The 23,759-nt window shown below is 45.0% G+C and carries 14 protein-coding genes; 8 read left to right on the forward strand and 6 right to left on the reverse strand.

The window, feature by feature from the left end:
* Positions 1 to 18: 18 nt before the first annotated feature.
* From CBM24_RS19190 to CBM24_RS19210, 5 genes are all read left to right on the forward strand, one after another.
* The gene (locus CBM24_RS19190; protein ID WP_232475574.1) at positions 19 to 1,782 is read left to right on the forward strand and encodes a RagB/SusD family nutrient uptake outer membrane protein; all 1,764 of its coding nucleotides are present in this window, start codon (positions 19 to 21) and stop codon (positions 1,780 to 1,782) included.
* A 16-nt stretch (positions 1,783 to 1,798) separates the two neighbouring features.
* Positions 1,799 to 2,824: a DUF5627 domain-containing protein gene (locus CBM24_RS19195; protein ID WP_088162345.1), complete on the forward strand. Its 1,026-nt coding sequence runs from the start codon at positions 1,799 to 1,801 to the stop codon at positions 2,822 to 2,824.
* Positions 2,825 to 2,847: 23 nt separating this feature from the next.
* Positions 2,848 to 4,533, forward strand: coding sequence for an endo-1,4-beta-xylanase (locus CBM24_RS19200; RefSeq protein WP_075993566.1), 1,686 nt, complete (start codon positions 2,848 to 2,850; stop codon positions 4,531 to 4,533).
* Positions 4,534 to 4,563: 30 nt separating this feature from the next.
* Positions 4,564 to 6,294 carry an RICIN domain-containing protein gene (locus CBM24_RS19205; protein WP_088162346.1) on the forward strand — a complete coding sequence of 577 codons (1,731 nt, stop codon included), beginning with the start codon at positions 4,564 to 4,566 and terminating at the stop codon, positions 6,292 to 6,294.
* A 70-nt stretch (positions 6,295 to 6,364) separates the two neighbouring features.
* Positions 6,365 to 7,210: a sialate O-acetylesterase gene (locus CBM24_RS19210; RefSeq protein ID WP_088162347.1), complete on the forward strand. Its 846-nt coding sequence runs from the start codon at positions 6,365 to 6,367 to the stop codon at positions 7,208 to 7,210.
* An 83-nt stretch (positions 7,211 to 7,293) separates the two neighbouring features.
* Here the strand turns inward: CBM24_RS19210 and CBM24_RS19215 are convergent, their stop codons facing one another.
* The 3 genes from CBM24_RS19215 to CBM24_RS19225 form a co-directional block, all read right to left on the reverse strand.
* Positions 7,294 to 8,982, reverse strand: coding sequence for an alpha-L-fucosidase (locus CBM24_RS19215; RefSeq protein ID WP_232475575.1), 1,689 nt, complete (start codon positions 8,980 to 8,982; stop codon positions 7,294 to 7,296).
* Positions 8,983 to 9,178: 196 nt separating this feature from the next.
* Positions 9,179 to 10,783 (reverse strand): RagB/SusD family nutrient uptake outer membrane protein, encoded by a 1,605-nt coding sequence (locus CBM24_RS19220; protein WP_088162348.1) that lies wholly within the window; start codon positions 10,781 to 10,783, stop codon positions 9,179 to 9,181.
* A 16-nt stretch (positions 10,784 to 10,799) separates the two neighbouring features.
* Complete coding sequence (locus tag CBM24_RS19225; protein ID WP_075993571.1) at positions 10,800 to 13,907, reverse strand: SusC/RagA family TonB-linked outer membrane protein; 3,108 nt, start codon at positions 13,905 to 13,907, stop codon at positions 10,800 to 10,802.
* Between the two features lie 595 nt (positions 13,908 to 14,502).
* On the opposite strand from CBM24_RS19225, the gene CBM24_RS19235 reads away from it, so the two are divergent.
* Entirely contained in the window at positions 14,503 to 14,715 is a 213-nt protein-coding gene (locus CBM24_RS19235; RefSeq protein ID WP_075993573.1) for a hypothetical protein, read from the forward strand.
* An 89-nt stretch (positions 14,716 to 14,804) separates the two neighbouring features.
* Here CBM24_RS19235 and CBM24_RS19240 read toward each other — a convergent pair whose 3' ends face one another.
* Positions 14,805 to 15,728 carry a hypothetical protein gene (locus tag CBM24_RS19240; RefSeq protein WP_088162349.1) on the reverse strand — a complete coding sequence of 308 codons (924 nt, stop codon included), beginning with the start codon at positions 15,726 to 15,728 and terminating at the stop codon, positions 14,805 to 14,807.
* A 234-nt stretch (positions 15,729 to 15,962) separates the two neighbouring features.
* Here CBM24_RS19240 and CBM24_RS19245 point away from each other — a divergent pair, with 234 nt between their 5' ends.
* Positions 15,963 to 16,442 carry a hypothetical protein gene (locus tag CBM24_RS19245; RefSeq protein WP_145327915.1) on the forward strand — a complete coding sequence of 160 codons (480 nt, stop codon included), beginning with the start codon at positions 15,963 to 15,965 and terminating at the stop codon, positions 16,440 to 16,442.
* A 75-nt stretch (positions 16,443 to 16,517) separates the two neighbouring features.
* On the opposite strand, the gene CBM24_RS19250 is transcribed toward CBM24_RS19245, so the two are convergent.
* Positions 16,518 to 19,919 (reverse strand): family 43 glycosylhydrolase, encoded by a 3,402-nt coding sequence (locus CBM24_RS19250; protein ID WP_088162351.1) that lies wholly within the window; start codon positions 19,917 to 19,919, stop codon positions 16,518 to 16,520.
* A 254-nt stretch (positions 19,920 to 20,173) separates the two neighbouring features.
* On the opposite strand from CBM24_RS19250, the gene CBM24_RS19255 reads away from it, so the two are divergent.
* The gene (locus CBM24_RS19255) at positions 20,174 to 22,903 is read left to right on the forward strand and encodes a DUF5695 domain-containing protein (RefSeq protein WP_198385952.1); all 2,730 of its coding nucleotides are present in this window, start codon (positions 20,174 to 20,176) and stop codon (positions 22,901 to 22,903) included.
* A gap of 153 nt (positions 22,904 to 23,056) precedes the next feature.
* Here CBM24_RS19255 and CBM24_RS19260 read toward each other — a convergent pair whose 3' ends face one another.
* Complete coding sequence (locus CBM24_RS19260; protein WP_075993578.1) at positions 23,057 to 23,713, reverse strand: response regulator transcription factor; 657 nt, start codon at positions 23,711 to 23,713, stop codon at positions 23,057 to 23,059.
* Between the last annotated feature and the right edge of the window lie 46 nt (positions 23,714 to 23,759).

Raw genomic sequence — 23,759 nt, forward strand, 5'->3', positions numbered from 1 at the left:
TTACTATCTAAGACGAGAATGATGAAAAGAATACTAACCATAGCCATCCTAAGCAGCTTACTATTTTCTTCCTGTGAAGATATGTTTGAGCCGGCTCTTGAAAATAATCTTGAAATTGAAACAGCCAATAGTCGCCCCCTTTACGCACAAGGGCTACTTTTAAATGGATACAACCGGGTTCCGGCTAATAGCTATAGCTTTGATGATGTCGCCACAGACAATGCTGTGAGCAACGATAAAAGCAATACTTACCTTAAAACAGCAACCGGACAATGGACAAGCATCAACAATCCTTTCGACCAATGGCGCAATAGCTATGCAGCCATACAGTACCTCAACAATTTTTTATCCCTAAGTGATAAAGTAGAATGGGCCTTGGATCCCAAGGTCAGTACGATGTTTAACGATCGCATGAAAGGTGAAGCTTATGGTCTCCGGGCACTATTTATGTTTCACCTGTTGCAATCCCATGCCGGAAAGTCGAGTACCGGTGAGATACTTGGTGTGCCTATCCTGCTGACTCCCGAAGATGTCAATTCGGATTTTAACCACAGTCGTGCACCGTTCGAAGCCTGCATGCAGCAACTTTACGATGACATCAAAAATGCAGAAGACCTGTTGCCTATGGATTATGAAGACATCAGTGCAGACAGTCAAGTTCCGGTCAAATACGCAGGCACAATCAATAAAGACGACTACAACCGTGTATTTGGAGCCTATTTCAAACTCCGCATGACCAAGCGCATCGCGCAGGCAATTCGTGCCCGAGCAGCGTTAATGGCGGCAAGTCCGGCATACAGCGAGGGCAGCAAAACAACCTGGGAGCAAGCCGCCACCTATGCGGGGCAGGTCATCCAGGCCAAAGGCGGACCAAGTGGTATCGATCCGAAAGGATTCACCTGGTACAATAAAGATGTGGTCGATGGCTTAACCTCCGGATCCAATCCGGCCGAAATACTTTGGCGCACCGACAAAGGAAATAGCAACAGCATGGAACAGGACCATTTTCCGCCAACATTGTTTGGCAGAGGACGTCTCAATCCTACACAGAATCTGGTCGATGCCTTTCCCATGGAAAATGGCTATCCCATTGACGATGCCAATTCGGCTTACAATAAAACCAATCCGTACGACAAGCGGGATCCCCGATTGAAGACTTACATTATTGTCAATGGTGCCACGGCAGGCGTAAGCAACACGGCTATCAATACCGCTGCCAATAGTCCAACAAACGATGGGTTAAATAAGGTCGAGACATCTACTCGGACGGGCTATTACCTGAAAAAGCTGCTGCGCCAAGATGTAAACCTCAACCCTTCATCTTCTACACAACAAATGCATTTCAATACACGTATACGGATGACAGAAATGTATCTGGCCTATGCCGAAGCCGCAAATGAGGCCTGGGGGCCTACTGGCATGGGTACTTTTACCTTCTCGGCCTACGACATCATCAAGGCTATTCGCAGACGGGCGGGTGTAGGAGCCAACAATGGCGATCCTTACCTAGAACAGGTAAAAAACAACAAAGAGCAAATGCGGCAGCTGATCCGCAATGAGCGGAGACTAGAACTTTGTTTTGAAGGGTTTCGGTTTTGGGACCTGCGTCGCTGGAAGTTGGATATCAACGTTGCTGCAAAAGGAATCAGTATAAGCAACAACAGCTATACCGAGATTCCGGTAGAGAATAGACTTTATGAAAACTTTATGTACTACGGTCCGATCCCGTACAGTGAAGTACTCAAATACAGCAATCTTGTACAGAATACGGGATGGAATTAACATTAATACACGCATAATGAAAAAGATCAATCTTCTTTACGCCATGGCTTTGGTAAGCCTGGCGTCTTGCAAAAATAACGACTGGGAGTTCCCAGATTTCGAATTTCAATCGGTATACTTCGCCTATCAGACACCAGTCAGAACGGTAACCCTAGGCGAAGACATTTTTGACAACAGTCTCGACAACCAGCATAAGGTGAAAGTCATGGCAACCACTGGAGGAGTATACAACAATGGAAAAGACATCCGTATCGATTTTGTTGTCGACAACAGCCTTACGAATGGCCTTAGCTATCCAAACGGGCAGACAGTTACCGCATTACCCAACAATTACTATCAGCTTGCTAGCAATCAGATCAATATCCCAAATGGTAGTCTCACAGGTGGTGTTGAAGTACAGCTGACTGACGCATTTTTTGCCGACCCAAAATCCTTGGAAACCTATTACGTACTTCCTCTAAGGATGACAAAAGTGGTTAACGCCGATTCCATCCTCTCCGGTAAAACTTCGCTACAGGCTGCCAATAGGGCTATTGTATCCGATTGGGATGTCGCACCAAAAGATTTTACCTTTTATGCACTCAAATATATCAATCCCTGGCACGGCAATTACCTGCGTCGGGGTACCGACCAAATTGTCGGCAAAGGTGCCAATAACAGCTTGACAAAAAATATCGTCAGACATCAGGCTTATGTAGAAAAAGACGAAGTCAAAAGCGTCACGACAGCAGCGCTAAAGAAATCGATCTTGCCTCTTTCTTTTAAAGGAGCTGATGATGTCAATATCAATGTCAATCTGAACTTAACTTTTGACGACGACAACAATTGTAGCATTAGCTCGGCAAGTGCTGGCATCTCCGCTACAGGAACCGGTAAGTTTGTCAAACGGGGCGAAAAAAACAGCTGGGGCAATGCAGACAGAGATGCACTTTATCTTTCCTACACGATCGATATGACACAAATGAGTGTCACCAGCAAGGATACCCTCGTGATGCGGGACAGATCTGTAAAAATGGAAACATTTACACCCATCAAAAAGTAGTATCAATTCTATAACGAACAACGATGAAAAAAATCAATAAAACTATCGTCATCCTACTTTCGCTCGGCACCGCCTGGAGTTCCTGTTCCAAATATCAGCCACTGGATTACGCCGTCGATAAACCGGAGAAAGTACTGACGCAGGAAGATATCAATGCTTACAATCCATTAAAAAGTTATCTGGATAAGCAAGGCAACCCCGGACTTAAGCTGGGTGTTGCGCTCAATATGAACGATTATTTTAACAAAGGAGTACTCTACCGCTTGGCTAACCGCAATTTCGAAGAAATGGTGATGGGCTATGAAATGAAGCATGGTTCCATTGTGCAAGCCGACGGAAGCCTGAATCTATCTCGTGTAGAACAGCTGATCACAGCTGCGCAGGAAAACAACATGGCACTGTATGGCCACACGCTGTGCTGGCATTCGGGACAGAATGCCGCCTACCTGAATAAGTTAATCGCTCCTGTGGTAATACCAGGTTCTGGAGGACCAGCTCTAGCGGGACATGCATTAAAAATGAGCAATCCCACTGTTGTCAATGCCTGGGAAGCACAGACAGCCACAGACATTAACCCCACGGAAATAGGGAAAGAATATGTATTGAAGATTGTAGCCCGGGGCAGCAAAGCGGGCAACATTGGTATCGATCTGCAGAGCACCTCCAATTATACGGGCGACAATATGGGTTCATTGGCATTAACAACAAGCTACAAAGAATACGAACTCAAAGTGACCGCAACTGCCGCGCGTAACCGTTTTATCATCAATTTTGGTCAATACGATGGTACCATCTTCATCGACAAGGTTGTGCTGACAAAAACAGGCAGTTCGGCAAGCCTCATTGCCAACAGTGATTTTGAAAGCAATATTGATGGCTGGTTTGGCTGGGGAAACAATTCCTCCCGAGCGCAGTCCGCCAATGGCGAAGGTTATGGGAGCCCTGGGGGCAGCACGATCGAGAAAACCCCTGCCGAGAAAGAAGCCATTCTCGCGAAAGCACTGGAGACATTTATTGCCGGCATGCTTGAGAAAACCAAAGGCTACATCAAGGCTTGGGACGTAGTCAACGAACCGATGTCCGACTGGCCCGACCAATATGCCCTAAAGACGGGAGTGGGCAAAACCGATCTGGCGGATGATGAATTCTACTGGCAGGATTACTTGGGTAAAGATTATGCCGTAAAAGCCTTCCAGTTTGCCCGCAAATATGGTAATGCCAATGATCTCCTATTCATCAATGACTATGGCTTGGAAGGCAGTGACAACAAATGTAAAGGGCTGATCGCCTATGTCAGCTACGTCGAAAGCAAAGGGGCCAAAGTGGATGGAATCGGTACCCAGATGCACATCGACATCAACACAAGCAAAGACAATATCGTCAGTATGTTTAACCTATTGGCCGCCACCGGCAAGCTGATCAAAGTGTCTGAGCTCGATATTGGTTTGGGAAATGGCATAAAGACTAGCAATGCAACGACTGAAATGTATCAGCAGCAGGCCGACATGTACAAATTTGTCGTTCAAAAATATCTTGAGATCATTCCCAAGGATAAGCAATATGGTATTACCATATGGAGCCCACTGGACAGTCCGGACCAAGAGAATTCATTCTGGAGACGTGGGGAACCCATCGGTTTATGGACCGAAGGATTCGTTCGAAAGCCAGCCTATCAGGCGGTTGCTGAGGCATTGTTAGCTAAAAAATAAGATCATTAATCACCCTTTTATATTTAAATTATGAGAACAAACAAAATGTGGTTACTTCTGGTCATTTTCTTAGTTTTTCTTTCCAGCTGCTCGCGGCTGGAAGAAAAAACCTTGACCAGCGAATCCGAAAGAAGTCTTAAATCCAATGTTTCCGCCCAAGCCGTTACAGGTTGGCCACGAACGACACCAACCTTACATGTAGGCGGGAAGTACCTCAAAGATCCCTGTGACAACAATATTGTCCTGCATGGAGTGGCCATTACACCCAGCCCTTGGTTCAATGGCTGCCAGTATGGTGCCAACTCCGGTTACTGCACCTGGGATAATTACAATGTTCAGGGTGCGCTCAATTACAATAAAGCAGTCATTGACAAACTCAGCAGCGCGGCCGACGGTTGGTATCTCAATTATATCCGTCTGCACATCGATCCGTATTGGACCAATGATCCGGGCGCTCCTATTCCTGAAGACGACATCTCAAGATTTAACTATAATCGCTTGGTTACCTATACTGATCAGGTCATTATTCCTTTAATCAACCATGCCCGTAACCGGGGCATGTATGTGATCTTGCGTCCTCCTGGCGTATGTCCACACCGTATCGCAGTCAATGATGCCTATCATACTTATCTTAAGACCGTATGGACTTTCCTATCGCAGCACCCATCACTAAAGAATGCTGACAATGTGATGTTTGAATTGGCTAACGAACCCGTTGAGATTCTGGGAACAAATGGCAACTGGGGGACGACCGGCAACGAGCATTTTGCTGCGTTGAAAAATTTCTTTCAGCCCTTGGTCAATATCATCCGTAATAACGGTGCCAACAATGTATGCTGGATACCAGGAACTGGCTGGCAGTCCCATTATCAAGGCTATGTCAATAATCCTATTACGGGTGGCAACATTGGCTATGCAGTACATATCTACCCTGGGTATTGGGGTGGTGTCAATACCTATCAAGCTTTTCAAAATGCCTGGAATACCAATGTTAAACCTATTGCTGACATTGCACCCATCGCCATTACAGAGACTGACTGGGCTCCACAGGGATATGGGACCTTTGGTACGGGATCAACGGGTACCGCTGGCGGAAACGGTTTTGGAGCCAATTTAAAATACATTGTGGATCAGTCCGGCAATGTAAGCTGGAACCTCCTCGCCCCCGACGACCTGCTTCACAAAGGGGACCCCAACGCGGGGACAGCTTTTAACAATGATTGGGAAGCCTGTGCTGCTCCTGCTAAACAATGGTTTCAGCAGTATGCTGCCTCCAATTACCCCATGTCTAACTGTACAGTCACTAGCCTGGTCAATAATGGCATTTACGAAATCGAATTCCAGACCGACGCCAACAAGGTACTTGATTTAAAATCAGGTGAGGATGCCAACGGTGCAGTGCTCAGACCGTGGACCAGAAATGGCGCAAATGCACAGCGCTGGGTTGCTATAGATGCCGGTAACGGGTACTGGCGCTTTGTTTCAAAAGCAAGCGCGAGCAATCGGTGCATTGATCTGGCGAGCAATAGCAATGCCCTCGGAACTGCCATCCGGCTCTGGCAGAACTATAGCAACGATGCGCAGGCCTGGAAGGTAACCGCTGTAGCCAATGGCTATTACAAAATTACCGCAAAGGTAGATGCTACACGCGGTTGGGATGTACCCAACTGTACCATGGACGGCAATTCCAATCTTCAGCTTTGGGATTACTATGGTACCTCCTGCCAATTATTTAAGTTCAAATTTATAGCGATGAACTAAACGCTATCTTTTCGCGGTAAGCGATACTTACCGCGAAATAGGTTAATTTTAAAACATAAAAAGCTTCACGATGCGACAAACACAATTTAAAATGCTGCTACTGATCTTCTTGGTCTGTAGTTTTACCGGAACAATAGCTTTTGCCCAAGACAAGAACTTCCATATCTACCTCTGTTTAGGACAATCCAATATGGAGGGACATGGACAATTCGAACCGCAGGACATCATCACCAACAGCCGTTTCCATGTGCTGGCGGCAGTAGATTGTCCCGAATTGGGACGGCAATACGGCAAGTGGTATCCTGCCCGGGCACCACTTACGCGTTGCCACACAGGCCTTACACCTGCAGATTATTTTGGCAGAACGCTTGTAGAAAAGCTTTCCAAAAATATCGAAATCGGAGTCATCAACGTTTCGGTAGGCGGTTGCCATATTCAATTATTTGATCAAGATAGCACGGCAGGCTATGTCGCAAAGGCACCCGAATGGATGAAATCCATGCTTGCAGCTTATGACAATAATCCTTATAAGAGGCTTGTCGCCCTGGCCAAGACGGCACAGCAGAGAGGTATTATCAAAGGTATTTTACTTCACCAGGGGGAATCCAATACCGGCGATCGCGAATGGCCCAATAAAGTAAAAAAAGTCTATGAAAACCTCTTGCACGATTTGCACCTGAACGCCGAAGATGTTCCCCTTCTTGCTGGTGAACTCCTATCGGCAGAAGCCGGGGGCAAATGCGCAAGCATGAACAGTATCATCCAGACATTGCCAGCTACTATCCCGACTGCCCATATCGTTTCCTCTGCTGGTTGCCAGGGTATCGGCGATGGACTGCACTTCAGTCCCGCCGGATACCGACAGCTTGGCAAAAATTATGCGGTAAGCATGCTTAAAATTCTTCAAAAAAAATAAACTTCCATTGCTTTAAATTGCCAACTACAGGTGACTTAAATTCTTGATTTAACTGGCAACAACACTGCGACGATAGAATTGATCTAAGCGATTTCCAAAACCGTAGCAATGTTATTCTGGATAAAATCATCCGGTAAAGTCACCTGCAGCGCGGCATCAAGCTGCGTATAAGCGATATGATCGGCATATCCAAGTACCCGGACTGAATTGACCTTTCTCGAATTGGGTGCTAAACGACCCAATGACTTTATTCGGAGCTGCTTTTCAGCCGATGTGCCCAAAATAAACGCATATAACTTATTTCCTTTTGTCGTGAAGCGCACATCATCGCCGGTAAAAGCTTTTCCCTTCCCTTCATTAAAGCCTTGCACACTCAGTGAAGGGGCTTCCTCCTGCGCAGGCCCCTCACCAAAAATATGCCATGGTCTTGTCCCTATGATTGCTTCACTGTGAACTGCCATCCAGCCTCCTATTCCAGTTACGACATCCTTTGCACGGTCATCGATGGAACCGTCACCGCGCAATGGTACACTTAACAATAAGTTGCCGTTTTTACTGACGACATCAATCAGCATATGAATTACGGTTTTAGCCGATTTATAGTGATTATTTTCATAAATCCGGCGATCATAATGCCAAGAACCGATACAGGTACAGGTCTGCCAGGGCTGCGGTTCAATGGTATTGCTCTGTCCACGCTCGATATCCCATACCAGGCATTTCCGTTGTTGTTCATTCAGTATTTTGCCATTGATGACCACATCAACCTTGCCTTTATTTGCCTGCATGCTTTTATTATAAAAATCGGCTGCGATCTCTAGGCCAACATTGCTTATTGGATAAAGCGGCAACACTGTATCGTCAAAATAAACGATATCGGGTTTGTAATTGTTGATCAATTCCAGGGTCCGGGCCTTAAAGTTTTCGCAATAGGCCTTTGTTGGCACACTTACCCCCGAATTTACATCCCAATGCCATTGCCGATGAACGGTGTTATCATCCTTACTATCCAAACTGAGCGCATGATCCTGTGCATAAAGTTCCTGTGGATCGTATGCTGCCCACCATTTTCCTGCGCCATCCTTTTTCGTCAGTTTCCCATCATAGGGTATACCGGCAAACTTACCGACTTTATCACTCCGTTGTGCCGTTTCGTACCAGGTCCAGGCATGTGCCGCATGTACGCTGACACCAAATTTTAGTCCTCTTTTTTTTGCAGCACTTTCCCAGCCCTTCACAATATCTTTTTTAGGGCCAACATTTACACTATTCCATTTATGGTGGCTGCTGCGGTAAAGATCCAGATTATCATGGTGGTTGGCCAAAGCCATAAAATACTGCGCTCCGGCGTTTCGATACAGTTCCATCAATTCTTCAGGATTCCAATTTTCGGCCTTCCACTGATGAATAACATCCTTAAAACCAAACACCGAAGGATGTCCATATTTTTCGACGTGATAATTATACTGATCCGATCCCTCCTGATACATGCCCCGCGCATACCAATCGCCCCGCTCAGGCTGACACTGCGGTCCCCAGTGTGCCCAGATACCGAATTTGGCATCCCTGAACCACTCTGGTACCTGGTAGTTTTCCAGTGAACGCCAGTCGGGATGAAAAGGAGCTTTCCCCAATTGAGCTTGGGCAAGGCTAAATTTACTCAAGAAAAGGGTGGGAATAGTTGCACCGAGACATTTAATTGCTGTTCTTCTATCCATTGTAATCTGAACTTCGATCGGAATGCTTTGGCCCAAAGTACTGGACAAAATCATTCGGTTTATAATTTGTTATTTTCTCTACTATCAAAAGTAACTGTATAGCCCTAGGAAAGAAACTCCATTATCGATCAATATTAGTACAATATCGACACAGCGTTCTTTTTGTTCTGTTGAATCAAAAAAGGTGCCCTAAAAAGGACACCCCACCTAACACTAACTATGAATAAATAAAAACATCTATTTTCCCAAATCAATTGTTCATGTCATTCCCTTTCAAATTTTTGTTATTGTCCAGTTCGGCCTGCGGAAAGGGATAATACATGGCTTTCGGCGACCAGCCCGCTTTCTTTAAAGGCTCGAGCCAGGCAGGGTCAGCCATGCCCCAGCGCAACAGGTCAAAATACCGCTGATATTCTCCCAAAAATTCGACAAATCGTTCATGCACGATAATATTTTTTATCGTATTCAACGCGACACCGTTTTTTACCAGACCCTGTGCAATCAGTCCATCTACGTCGGGAATTGTCCCGTTGGATTTTTGATACCACAGGTGTGGTTGCTCATCGGGGACGATATTATTGGCACGTTTACGCACAAGATTGATGTACTGCTTTGCTCCAGCAATATCGCCACGTTCGTTAAGGCACTCCGCATAAAGAAGCAGGACATCGCTATATCGGAAAATCCGGTCATTGTTGCCATTGTCGAAATCCGCAATCTGAACATCGGGGCAATATTTTCTCGTACCATAGAGATCTTTATTGGTTGCCAGGTTTTTCATCCAGTCTGTATAGGTGCTCACCTTACCGTCCAGTTGTGTAAACTTTGCACCGTTTTCGCACCACAGCGTCATAAACTTTCTAGGGTCCCCCTCTTCAAATTCATCATGCGCCATTTTATTCGGAGCCAGGTTCCACCAGGCCCCACCGGTACCATCAAACATGCCTATTTCCTGCCATCGCCACGAACTTGATATATCGTCCCCTAGCCAGCCCGGCCCATTGTAGAGTTGTACCTCGAACACAGATTCTTGATTATTTTCTTTCGCCTCCAAAAAATTGTCCCTATAGGAAGACATCAATTGATACTCTTTACTATCAATAACGCTTTTCAATTGGATCTCGGCATTGGCAAAATCCGCAGCCTGTCCCTTCGCCAGGATAGGTTTATACAGGTATGTTTTTGCCAGGTAGGCCTGCGCGGCCCCCTTTGTTGCCCGACCGATCATTTTACTATCGGCATACAGTGCCGCCCGTGTGGGCAACAGCTCAGCAGCCTTTTTAAAATCATCCACGATCAACGCATATACTGCACCCGCTTGCGAATTGCCCGGATAATAATCTTCATTTGTTTCAACAGGTTTATTAATCAGCGGAATAGTTTCTCCAAACAGCATGCCGAGGTGCAGATAATTCAAACCTCGCAAAAAATACGCTTCTCCCAGTAACCGATTCTTTCTATTTTGGTCTATTTCGCCCTCAAATTTTTGAATACGATCGATGGCTAAATTTGCCGCAAAGACCCCATTCCAAAAATCTTTCCAGGTGAGTGCGGCCATTCCATCACTCGCAGGTGTATTGTATGTATCCTGATACATGGGTTCCCATTTAAAAGTATGGTTATAATCGTCCCCGGGCGCTAAGAGCTCGAAGTACAAACTGCGGGCATATCCGCCTTGCGTACGGCCGATCAGTGCCTGATAGGCAGGTATGACCGAATTTTCCAATTGATCTGCTGTTTTATAATAAGTGTCTGTCGACAATTCCTGCGGATTGGAGAGATCCAGATTTGGCTTACAGCCCGAAAACTGTATCAACAAAGCAGCAACAGCAAGTTTTATATAGTGTCTGTTCATGGTATCGAAATGAAAATTAAAATGTGAATTGAATACCCATAAAATACTCCCTGGAATTCGGGAAGCTTAGTCCCCATGGCGTCTGTCCGTCAATTCCACGGCTTAAATTGGAGCGCGTATCGCCCGACCCCACTTCAGGATCATAACCTGAATACTTGGTAAAGGTCAGTAGGTTTTTTGCGCCTACGTAAAACCGCAGTCGGTCGATCTTCCAACGTTCAAGTCTAGGACTTGAAAAACTGTAACCAATGTTGAGTACTTTAAGCCGGAGGTAAGAGCCATCCTCCACAAACCTGTTGGATGCCCTTAAATTTTGATTGGGATCGCCGAGTACAGCGCGTGGAATAGTAGTATCTGTATTTTTTGGATAGACCGTAGTTTCACCAGATACCGGATTTTTGAAGACAAGCTCCTCCGCACGATAACGATCCAGAGTCGATGCAAAATTATTGTAGTAATGGTACATTCCCTCGCCCCAGTAGCGGCTATTGTTGTAGATGTCGTTTCCTTTACTTCCCTGCCACATCATCGACAGATCAAATGTGCCAATCGAACTGTTGTAGTTTACATCAGCATTGAAGCCGTAACTAAAATCAGGTATTGGGCTTCCCAAAAAATCCTTATCCTGATCATTTAAGACCTTGTCGCCATTTCGGTCATTGAAGCGTACATCGCCCAATGCTGCGTGGGGTGCAAAAGCTTTATCGGCATCCAATTGTGCCTGACTGGTATATAAACCGTTGGTGGTGTAGCCCCAAAATTCCCCTACCGAACGACCAACTGCTGTTCTTGTGACGTTTTCACCCCCAGGAGAGATACTTCCCCATAAAATTTCATTATTGTTGCCCAGACTCAGCACGCGGTTTTTCACAAAAGAAATATTGGCGCCGATACGATAGCCAAAATTACCGACCTGATCTTTGTAGGAAGCCAGGATATCCCAGCCCCGATTCCGTATGCTACCGGCATTCAGCACGGGAAAGTTGTTACCATAGCCTGCGGTAAACGAAATGGGTACATTGATCAGCATGTCCTCGGTCTTTTTATTATAGTAATCAACTGTCAAAGCCAATTTATGATCAAAAAGCTCCAGATCGAGACCAAGATCAGTTGAATACTGACTTTCCCATTTTACATTCGGATTCGAGGGAGTCTGTGGCAGGGCCCCCGTGACCATCACATTGTTCAGGTAATACCAGACATGGTCGAAACTAACTGTCCGTTGATACTGATATTGTGCAATATCCGAATTACCCAAAAGCCCGTAACTAGCTCGGAGCTTCAATTCGCTGATCGCAGGAAATGCTTTCATGAAAGATTCCTGACTGATCCGCCATCCCGCTGATACCGAAGGAAAGTTTCCATAGCGGTATTGATTGCTAAAGTTGGCCGATCCATCCCGTCGCATATTAAATGTCAACAAGTAGCGGTTATCATAATTATAGTTGACACGTCCCAGCATGGAATACATGGCAGACTGTCCCACACCTGACCCCACAAGACGGGAACTCGCCAGGGATGCCGAATTAAGGATCAAAACATCCGGACTCGGCAAACCACGGGCCCCAGCATTGACAGCATTATACCGGGATTCTTCTGAAGTGATTCCCGCCAAAGCCGAAATCGCATGCTTACCAAAGTTATTTTCATAAGTCAGCGTGTTTTCAAATAACCAGCGGTTATTCTGACTGCTGGAAATATTGAGTTCATCCGGATTATGGTTCTGATATTGTCCGACAGAGTAGTTACCTATATACCCCTCATTCCGCACCCGGCTAAGGTCGATCCCCATATTAAATTTGTAAACCAGGCCTTTTATAATCTCATAAGTAGCCCAGGCATTGCCGTTTACCGAAAAGTTGTCATTGACGTTTTTATTGAGGTATGCATTTGCCAATGCACTCTGAACATCCGTTCCATTGCCAGCTCCGGCAAAACCAGTGCTGCTGTTGGCATCGTAGAGCGGTAATGTCGAGGACCACTTTTGCGCATCGATGATATTTTTGTCGCTCCAGTTGCGGCGGGTGTAACCTAAGGAAAGGGTTTCGCCTATCTTGAGTTTTCCTTTGGTAAAATCAGAGATAAATTGGGCGCCATAATACTTATTTTTATCTTGAATAATAATGGATTTGTCTGTCGCATAGATACCGCTAAGCCGAAAATTGGCGTTTTGAGATCCGCCGGAAACCGAGAGATTATGCCGTTGATAATTGCCCGTCTGCAGCAATTCGTCCATCATATTATACCCGTGCCCGATGTCGGAGGGTTTAGACAGCGCGGCCAGATAATCTTTGCGCGAAGGATCCTTATTGTACATTTCCTCATTAATCAATTCGGCCAGTTGCTGTCCGTTCAGCAGAGGTATATTATGGGAAATATTTTTGATGCCGGCGAAGGCATTATAATCGAGCTTCACCTCTCCGGCTTTACCCCGTTTTGTGGTGACCAAAATAACGCCATTGGCCCCACGGGAACCATAGATGGCACTTGATGCGGCATCTTTCAAAACCTGAATGCTGGCAATATTATTTTCATCCGGCATAGCTCCGCCGATCATCCCATCCACGACATAGAGCGGATCGGTTCCGTTAATGGATCCAACGCCACGGATACGGATAGCGCCATTGGTTACCTGCACTCCAGGCACGGCGCTCTGAAGCGTAGCAATTGTACCACCAGGTACTTTCACCAGATCTTTGGTATCCACAACAGCGATGGAAGAGGTCAGATCGACCTTCTTCTGTTTACCATAGCCTACCACCACAACTTCATCCACGGCAATTTCTGCGGCAACAAGTGGAATACTGATTTCCGAAGAATTACCGATTACATATTCTGCCTGATTATAACCCACATTGGATACAATAAGGACTTCTCCCGGATTGAGTTTGAGTACAAATTCGCCTTTCTCGTTTGTTGAAGTACTGAGGGTTTTATCCTTCACTTTGATCGATGCCCCAATAATTGGTTTTCCTTGATCACTGATGATCTTTCCATGAATCACTTTTTCCTGAGCAGACAGTCGTCCAATGCCCATTAAAATGGAAGCCATTAACAACCATTTCACTTTCCTATTCCTTTCTTTGGGAAAACAAAAGAAAGAAGACACATAATTTCTGTTCATAATCTTTATTTGAGATAAATGTCTTTTTGCCCCTTGAGGCGAGTACTTGGTTATTTATTTATACAATTTGGTTATTTATTACTTATATGCTAACTGTATCTGCTCACCGCTATGTGCTATCTGGTCACATAATAAGCTCGCTTTAACAGGTGGCATCCCTTAAAAATTCACTATTGCATTTACTGGATCATTTATTTAAAATGAACTGGCTTTTCGCCAATTGGTTACAAAGCAAAGCTATTGCTTTCAACAAAATCGCTTTGCAACGAATATTTAAAAGAAGGGTAAAAATGTTTAAAAGCTGTTATCGAAGACCATTGCCATTACTTTTGGATATCGATCCAGAACCTATCTTGAGATCAAAACAGGAAACCTACTGGAGATATCATTTTGAGAGATCTATAGAAATGCGGTGATTAAGTAGCCAAGCGAAAACAGTTTAACAAAAAAAAGCAACATTAATTTATAATCTTTTGAAGAAATATTAAAAATATTTCACATCTTTGAATTGACTTATGCAATCGATTGAATTGGCCATTTAACGCATATTTTGGATAGTTTATCCGACCTATTTTTTAAAGAAAAACCAAACTTAATGGAATATTTTTCGCTATTGAAACACCATTCCGATGAAATCATCAAATTCATCGCTAATTGCGGTATATTTTCCTTACTCCTCAAAAATGGTAAGGTGATCCATTTTATACCGGACGACCCGGATCATTTTACCGAATGGCTCCATAGGAAAGGCATCAAAAATATTAAAAAATCACAATCTGTCACTATTGAGGAAGAGATTCCCGTATAAACGAATAACGGAATAATCGTATTCCTAGATAAAAAGAATTTGCTTAACGGCCGAAAATAGTACAATATTAACCAATTGAACCCTTACCCTCATTCCAGTGTATGAATGGCCAGTATTAAACTTCGCATATCCTGCTGAATAGAACGTATGGTCGCCTGCAATTCATTGTGCATATTGGCTAGATCATGTAGTTCCTCGGCTGCAAAAGTTCCACCATTCTTAAAATAAAGCTGCTGCAGGGGACTATCCGGTTCATCGTCCAAACCATATTGCAGCCAGCGCTGCCGCATTGTTTCTATCAGTGACGAGTTTTCAGCGTTGCTAAATTTTTTCTCGGATAAAATTCCCCAAACTGAGCTTGGGTAGATCTGCGCCTTATTATTTTGATACCAAATACTTTCAAGCATATTACGTTGCAGCTGCATCTTGACCTTTTTGCCTTTTGGGTTCAGTGTCATAAATCCCAATACGGCGGTACCGACCCCGCCAGCGATGCTCAACCCATTGTTGAGGCCATCATTTTTGACCGTTGTTGCAGTAACCGCTGTCACCGCTCCCAGAAGTATAGAAGCCACCGTCAAACGGGTCTGCGTTTTCGCATTCAGTTCGTCTATATATCCTGCGAGCTTATCGATACGCTCACCGTTACAGTCCAACTCCGCTGCAATGGCATTCAGTTCTGTCTCAAACAGCATGTACCTTTCGGTCATCTTTTGCCTTGCAGCCAATTTCAGCGTAACATTATTCGCAGTCCCCAAATACTGGATAATGGGTTCTGCCAGATTGAGGTATTTGATCAGCACAAAATCATGGTAAGAAAAAATTTTCCTTATCTGGATACTATCCGAGGCAGCGATTTCCTGTATTGGAATTGATGTATAGGCCACATTTGGCGCACAGTAGTTTGTTGTCAACGTATGTACCTGAACATTGTTGATCAAGGTCGAACAGGCTGTCAACAGCAATATGGACAAAAAGAGAAAAGATCTGATCGTTAGAAGAAGTATTTTCATTACCTGAGGTTATGCCTTAATTTTTACAACAATAACCTTTTCAGAATGTTTTTGCCCCACCTATTTACTTTTTTGGAAAACAAAAAGAAGGCCCTATATTTTTTTGAAAATCCGCACAACAGGTCGATCACTCCATATTTTTTTAATATATTTAAAATGAAAACAGGAACCCATTGTATACAGATACAATGCGGGTGCAAAATATACGAGCCTAGCAACATCAAAAGACCATTTATGAACAAAACCCTTTTTCGGAACCTATTTATTGTATTATCATTCGTTGTGATACTCTTGCCCATTTACCCATCTATGCGGTCGTATTTCAGCAAAACATGTATTACCGAAAAATATGGAGTCAATTACAACGAGCAACGCAAAAAGCTGGGGCTGCATCCCATTCCAGCTAGCTGGGGCAGAAGGAACCTTGATTCCTGCATCATCTGGTATAATCCGAGCGGCAATATAGGGCATCGCTGGAAAAACATCTATTTTAAAGGCTGCAGTATCAAAAAAGAACTCGATCTTTTTTCTTTCGGATATGATGCCGAAAAAAGACAATATACCAAGGTATTGGAAGTGACGACAGATTATGATTTACAGGAGAAAGTGTTGGATATCCGCTATAAAGTGCTGACCGCATCATACAGTAAACAGATCGAAAAAAAAGATGCTGACTCATTGATCAGCTCTTTAGCGCTAAATGACTCCAAGTGATCCTTCTTCAGTAAACTTTCGATAAAAAACGGTATTGAACAATGTTCAATACCGTTTTTTATGGACATATCATTTTTACTTCCAGATACGAAGTCTTTCAAATTCACCATAACCTAACTGGTTGTTACCGGCAATCTGATAAAGTCCGACGCGCAGTCTTTTGCCGTTCAGATCGGGGCGTAGAAACGGTGTTCCGGGAAGATCCTTCCAGTCCATGCCATCTCCCGAGCAACGCAAAAAGAAATAATTACCGATCTTCTGAACCTGAAGGTAGGGCGAAAAATTTAGGCCGGTTCCTGTATTCTCTTCCTGAAAAATCTGTGGGCCGATGCTCCGCGAAAGATTGCCCAGGTTCCATCCCGTCAAAATACAATTGGTGATGTAGGCATCCTTACTATCCACGCGTTGAATCATGATACCGGCTTCACTTGATGTACGTGCTTTGCGGGCCAAGCCTGCCACATCGCTTATCTTAACCTCTAGCGTGAAATCTCCCTCCAGCTCTTTATAAACAAAGGGGGCCAGAAGGTCTGCATCACCCCATTTTGTATTTTTGGACTGGATTTTCCAGGTTCCATTCAAGTAGGAAAGCGCTGTCTGTGTACTGTCGGTTCTTTCACTGTATTGATAACCATCCCAGAAAGGAATTTTCTGATCCTTGGCGGAATAGCTTTCATCGTGTGCTGGCTGTACCAATTGCGGCCTTTTCGCCGAAACCCCTTCCACTACCGGCTTACTGACATGGCCAAAGGCATCCTTTGCCAGAACTTCGATGGATTTTCCAGGTTCGAATGATTTAAAGAGATGGTAAGACTGTTGCTTCCAGCCTGAACTTTCGCCCTCAGAACGGAAGAGATACCACATTCCCGCTTGCTTTTCGACCTGTACAAATACCTGATCCGCATTGATCAGGTGCGGCGGAGAAAGCACCTGCGGAACATACCCATCCAGCCCATTGGCCAAGCCCGCCTTCCACTGACTGAACTTCGCGCTTACCTCATCCGATGTTAAGGTGCCAGAATAGGCGCGAAAGAAATGAAATGGATAAGCCAGTTCAATGCTAGTCTTATTTACCCGCAGCAGTTTGTCAGAAAACACCCGCTTTTCAGCCTTCCCATTGCGATAAAAGCGCTTTTTTCCTTTATCATACACAAACACAGCATGCTGCCAGGCAGCGCCGTCGTACCAGTCAAAATCCAGCGTATACTGCTGCTGACGAAGAATGTCCGTTAGCGCCGCACTTTCAAAAGCCTTACCTTTCAATGCCAATCTATTTCCCGCTACCACCACCTCCGCATCGTCAAGCGTTACTAAGGTATCCTTTGCTGTTCCTTGGTTCCGCAAGGTGTTGAGCTTTCCGAGATTTAAATCGTCAGTTTGCAGCGCAAAGAAATCCGATTTCGGGACTTCATTGGCCAAACTGGCCACTTCCTCCTCATCCAAGCTCGTATTATATACCTGCAAACTGGATACATAGCCCGAAAAATGCTGATCCAGCACATCCGAAGCTCCCAGGACAAAAACATCCCCGGGCCTGACAAACAGCATCCTATTTTCCCTGCGTTGCAGCTTTCCGTCCACATAAATAGACTCCTGATAGCCGTCAAAAGAAAATACAATATGATGCCATACATTTGCGCCTGGAACCGATGCATACCCCAAATCAGGCCAGGAGCCATGCGTGATGGCCCCACGTCCGGGATCAGTACCATAACCAAAAATCGCTTTACTGAGATCCTGCTGCCCCGACGACCAGGCAACCAACTGTTCAAACCGGGCGATGTCCGGATTATTAACCCATAGCGCAATACTATAGGAACTATTTGCAGCCAATGACTGTGGCACAGCGAAGGTCGAGCGCAATGCGGTAGCTCCATCAAAGAAAAATGCCTTTTTACCCTGATAATTTTTAACGGCCAAGGCATGTTCTGTACTGAACATCCCCCCGAGTAGCCCTTTATTCTGAATACCTTTTACTTGTTGCCCCTCCTGGTAATTGGCCGCATCGATATGGATTAAATTACCCAATGTTATTTCCTTGACGGGCATCGTTTGTGCTGCAGACCACAGCGTCTGTTGCGCAAGCTTTTGTGCATACACTTTCATGTTCCAAACGCCACGAGGAAGTCCATTCACTTGCGTGTTCAATACATGTAATCTAACATATCTTGCCATAGCTTTGCCATGTTCAACAATAGGACTTGCCCAACGGTCATTATTCGAGCGATCTACAAAGCTTTTCCAGGCAAGACCATCCACAGAAGTTTCGAGTCGGTATTGATAGGCATAAGTCGGGTATTCAAACTGAATGGATATGGTCTGTATATCCGATATCTTACCCAGGTCAATAGCTACCCAGGCCGGTCCTTGATTATTTTTGGCCCGCCATAGTGTTCCATTGTTGTTGTCGACTAAGAATGCAGGCCTAAAATCTGCATTGTAGTAAGAAGAGGCCTGCACCGTTTTCCCAAAAGCCAAATCGACTGGCCCTGTAACTGTTGGAAGCAAATCTGTCACACCAGCATGTGTGGGCCGCACCGGCTCAATATCGCCGTCAGGCCTAAAGAATAGCTCGTCCATGGCAACCTGACGGTGGAAGCCGCCCCCAGCATGTGGGTTATTATGCCTGTGATAGACGATGAAATAACGATTATCCTGTTCAAGAATACTATGATGTCCCGGACCATGAATACTACCATCCTCGTTTGTAATCAATATCGGATTGGCCGATGGATATTCAAAAGGTCCCATGGGACCGATTTTACTTTTAACATATTGCACACGATAAGTACCATCTTCACAATGCCCCGAGGAGTACATCAGGTAATAGATGCCCTTACGCTTAAACATATAGGGCGCCTCAAAAAAGTCCTTTGCCACAGTATTAGGAATCAATGCTGTTTTTTCGAACGTTTTCATATCCCTGTTGAGTATCCCCACCCCACATCCATGATCGGGGTAGATTCCCCAGGTTCCCCAAAATAGATAGATGCGACCATCATCATCCCGAAAGGTTTGCCCGTCCAGAGTAATTACACCTGGAACCATATAGTTCGGGATCATCGATTTGCCACCGGCTACCAAAGGTTCCCAGGGGCCTGTGGGGCTGTCGGCCACTGCCCCAAAAATTTCTACAGGCTGACTATAATAGAGGTAATATCTTCCGTCGTATCCCTGCGTCATATCAGGAGCCCAGTACCAGTGTGTATTGGGCCAGTTCATGGGTTGAATGGTCCAGTTCTTAAAATCCCTGGATGTCCATACCTGTGATGGCCCTGCTCCCCAACCATTACCATCGGTGGTCGCATAGATATAATACGTATCTGCAATTTTCTTGATGCTCGGGTCCGCAAAATACCCAGGCAACAGTGGATTCAATACATTAGGCTGTTGGTAGGGTTTCAACGGCTGTGCCACCAGCCCTGTAAGCGACATAACCAGTGCAACCAAAATAGCGAAAGAAAAATGATGTTTCATGATAACACAAAGTTTACTGGTACATAAAAAACGATATCGCCATTCAACTAACTTTACAACAAATAAAATCTACGATAAATGTCTATTTAACATTAAATTTATAACTTCGATCATCGCATTACAAATTTTGAGGGCTAATAGGTTAAAAATGGGCTATTGAAGGTTAAAATCTACCCATAAATCGAGGGTACAATCCTTCATCTTTGTAAGAACAATGATCTTCGGCGTATTAAATGAGCAATAACATGTCAAAAATGAATCTTAAAAAAAGCTATTGGATCCTATTTGCGCTCGTATGCACACAGTTGCCAAGCAGCGTATATAGCCAACAGGACGAACACCCCGTATGGAAAGCAGTCAAAGCACAGCAAGCCACTTTAGGTGTAGAAGAGGGCGCCAAAAGCTTTACCCTCAAAAACCTCCATGTAGCTATCCTCAATGCATCGCAGACGCTATCTTCTTTTCGCCCCAACGGCGGCGAAAAAGATTTTGACTATACGCCTGTTGAGCTCCTGAGCAAAAGAGACCGCAATAAGTTTTTTCATATCGGTGATATCAATATCAGTTTGCGCCGTCAGGGTGATACCCCCTGGACTTCCTACTCATCGGCGGCAGACCGTAAGCATGTCATCCCAATAAATCCGGCAAAAAACGATCTTGCAAGCGCAGACATCAGCCCTACGCTCAACAATATTCCGTTGAAGGTTGTACGCAGCTGGCGAGATGACGGAGGCGATCTGATCCTGAGTTTTGAGGTTTCAAATCCCAACGATTATCCCATCGAAATCGGCGCGCTGGGTATCCCACTTCCCTTCAACAACAACATGGATTGGAAAAACCTCGATCAGGCCCATGCACAGAATGTTTTTTTCGATCCCTATATCGGCCAAGATGCAGGTTATCTACAGGTCAACCGCCTACATGGCAATGGGCCGAGTCTACTGGTATTACCTTACAAAAATGCTGGTTTTGAAGCCTACAATCCGCTCAATTCAGACCCTACCCCCCGAAGTATTACCTTTGAGGGATTTCATGAATGGATGATCCACAGTAAGGCCTATGCCGAGACCGACTGGAAAGGCGTAGAACAATGGAATACACCGACTTCTACCCTCTTGAAACCACATGATTCAAAGACCTTTGCCTTAAAATTTGTCCTCGCGCCAAGTATCCGGCAAATTGAATCGGAGTTATTGAAAAACAATAGGCCTGTTGCTATTGGACTTCCCGGATATGTTGTCCCCATGGACAATCCCGCCAAACTTTTTGTTAAGCACAACAAAGCGGTCAAAAGTGTCAGTGTCTATCCCAAAGGTGCATTGACCCTGACAAAAAAAGGAAGCACAGCTCAGCAATGGACCGAATACGAAGTGAAGGGCAACCGTTGGGGACGTGCACGGCTTACCATCAACTACAGGGATGGCATTACGCAGACGATCCACTATAAAGTAATCAAATCCGAAAAAGAAGTTGTACAGGATCTGGGCCATTTCCTCACCACCAAGCAGTGGTATGAAAATGACAAGGATCTCTTTGGCCGTTCACCGTCTGTCATATCCTATGACTATGAAGAACAGCAGCCCATCACCCAAAATAGGAGCGCCTGGTTTGCAGGCCTCAGCGATGAAGCCGGAGCAGCAAGCTGGCTTGCCGCCCTGATGAAACAAGTACTGCAGCCTGATCAACAGGAAATAGCCAAATTGAAACGTTTTGTCAATGAGACCTTATACGGTCATATCCAGCATAAAGAAGGCGACAAGAAATATGGTGTTGTCAAAAGCCTTTTTTATTATGAACCAGATTCAATGCCCGCCGGTACCTACCGTTCGGATATCAACTGGAAAACCTGGTCTGCCTGGCCCAAAAAGGAAGCCGATGACATAGGACGGTCCTACAATTATCCACATGTTGCGGCAGCACACTGGGTGATGTACAGGCTCGCCCGCAACTACAACAATCTGGTCACTGAGGAAACCTGGGACAAGTACCTCGAACGGGCTTACCAGACCAGTATCGCCATGGTCGAAAAAGCACCTTACTACGCGCAATTCGGTCAAATGGAAGGCAGTATCTTCCTTATCGTCCTCAATGATCTCCGCAAGGAAGGATTAACAACGATGGCCGACAAGCTTGAAGCCGCCATGCGCAAGCGAGCAGAGCATTGGAAAACCCTCAATTATCCATTCGGGAGTGAGATGCCATGGGATTCTACAGGTCAGGAAGAGGTATACCTCTGGTCGCGCTTTTTCGGCTTCGACGAAAAAGCTCAAGTGACGCTCAATGCCATCATTGCTTACATGCCTACCGTGCCGCACTGGGGTTACAATGGCAGTGCACGCCGTTATTGGGATTTTGTCTATGGCGGCAAGCTCTCCCGTATCGAGCGGCAGCTGCATCATTATGGTTCGGCCCTCAATGCCATTCCCGTCCTTACGGCCTACCGCGACCATCCAGACGATTTCTACCTGCTCCGTATCGGACATGCAGGTATGATGGGTGCATTGGCCAATGTCACAGCCGACGGCTTTGGCCCGGGAGCATTCCACTCCTACCCATCCACACTGGCCAATGACGGCATCTCGGGCGATTATGGAACCGGCTTTTATGGTTATGCCGTCAATTCGGGAACCTATATTGTTGAACATCCCGAATTTGGCTGGCTGGCTTTCAGCGGAAATCTAAAAACCGAAAAACAACAGGTCAAGGTTGCCCTGACTACAGCTTCCAAAGGACGTGTCTTCCTGGCAAAAGAAAATCTTTGGTTGACCACAGATGCCGGAGAAATTGCCGAATTACATTACGATCAAAAAGACCGCAGCGTCACCCTGATCTTCAATAATGAAGCAAAACATAACAGCACAAATATTCTGCTCAATGTAAATCCCGAAAGCCATTATGAGGTGGAAGGAATAAACCAAGATCCATTGAATCGCTATGTAATACCCCTATCAACAAAAACAGTAAAATTGAAAAAGCTGAAGTAGAAAAGAATCCAGACAACAGCCTACTAAAACATGGCCTATATCTTCGCCAGCCTCCATGCTAGAAACACAAGCGATCATAAGACGCAAAAAAATCGGGCTTTCATTTACATGGAAGCCCGATTCAAAACAAAGGCTATTTTTTCACAGTGCTATTTAGCTCAGCAGTTTTTGCTGAAATGCAAAACGGATCAGATCGGCCGTATTTTTGCTTTTGGTTTTGTCCATCAGGTTCTGACGGTGCCCTTCGACAGTCCGTTTGCTCAAAAAGATCTTATCCGCAATTTCCACAGCGGTGAAACCCTGCGCAATGAGTTCCAGTACGGCAAATTCCCTTTCTGTGATTTCATACTGCGACAGCCGTGAAGTAACATCAACATTCGCACTATTCTCAACATCAAAATTTTCCATAAACCGTAGACCGAAATTGGTCATCAGATATTTATGCCCATGAGATAAACGTAACAATCCGAATAAGATTTCATCATAATCCCCCCCTTTAGATAGATACCCGTCTGCACCACTCCGAAAAGCTTCGGCTACATCAACCGGATCTTCAATCATGGAAAGCACAGCAAACCTAAGATCAGGATATATTTTTTTGGCCATTCGGATGAAACTTACACCATCCATGCCCTGCATATTCAGGTCCGTTAAAACCAGATCCGGCAATGCATTTTGTTCAAGATAGATTAATGCATCCTCTGCACTGTCTACTTCTCCTACCACCGAAAGCTTGTCGTGGGTATCAATGATCAAGCGTATCCCATTTCGCACAAGTCGATGGTCATCAACTAAAAGAATTTTAGTCATTTTTCCTCCAATCCTACCAAGATAATCTATTTTTTTAATTAAGTTA

It is taken from the genome of Sphingobacterium sp. G1-14 (genome assembly GCF_002196555.1).
Taxonomy (GTDB): domain Bacteria; phylum Bacteroidota; class Bacteroidia; order Sphingobacteriales; family Sphingobacteriaceae; genus Sphingobacterium; species Sphingobacterium siyangense.

Bases quoted from the DNA above. Each gene is read 5' to 3' on its own strand.
- CBM24_RS19190 (WP_232475574.1), top strand. From the start codon at position 19: ATGATGAAAAGAATACTAACCATAGCCATCCTAAGCAGCTTACTATTT.
- CBM24_RS19195 (WP_088162345.1), top strand. From the start codon at position 1,799: ATGAAAAAGATCAATCTTCTTTACGCCATGGCTTTGGTAAGCCTGGCG.
- CBM24_RS19200 (WP_075993566.1), top strand. From the start codon at position 2,848: ATGAAAAAAATCAATAAAACTATCGTCATCCTACTTTCGCTCGGCACC.
- CBM24_RS19205 (WP_088162346.1), top strand. From the start codon at position 4,564: ATGAGAACAAACAAAATGTGGTTACTTCTGGTCATTTTCTTAGTTTTT.
- CBM24_RS19210 (WP_088162347.1), top strand. From the start codon at position 6,365: ATGCGACAAACACAATTTAAAATGCTGCTACTGATCTTCTTGGTCTGT.
- CBM24_RS19215 (WP_232475575.1), bottom strand. From the start codon at position 8,982: ATGATTTTGTCCAGTACTTTGGGCCAAAGCATTCCGATCGAAGTTCAG.
- CBM24_RS19220 (WP_088162348.1), bottom strand. From the start codon at position 10,783: ATGAACAGACACTATATAAAACTTGCTGTTGCTGCTTTGTTGATACAG.
- CBM24_RS19225 (WP_075993571.1), bottom strand. From the start codon at position 13,907: ATGAACAGAAATTATGTGTCTTCTTTCTTTTGTTTTCCCAAAGAAAGG.
- CBM24_RS19235 (WP_075993573.1), top strand. From the start codon at position 14,503: ATGGAATATTTTTCGCTATTGAAACACCATTCCGATGAAATCATCAAA.
- CBM24_RS19240 (WP_088162349.1), bottom strand. From the start codon at position 15,728: ATGAAAATACTTCTTCTAACGATCAGATCTTTTCTCTTTTTGTCCATA.
- CBM24_RS19245 (WP_145327915.1), top strand. From the start codon at position 15,963: ATGAACAAAACCCTTTTTCGGAACCTATTTATTGTATTATCATTCGTT.
- CBM24_RS19250 (WP_088162351.1), bottom strand. From the start codon at position 19,919: ATGAAACATCATTTTTCTTTCGCTATTTTGGTTGCACTGGTTATGTCG.
- CBM24_RS19255 (WP_198385952.1), top strand. From the start codon at position 20,174: ATGAATCTTAAAAAAAGCTATTGGATCCTATTTGCGCTCGTATGCACA.
- CBM24_RS19260 (WP_075993578.1), bottom strand. From the start codon at position 23,713: ATGACTAAAATTCTTTTAGTTGATGACCATCGACTTGTGCGAAATGGG.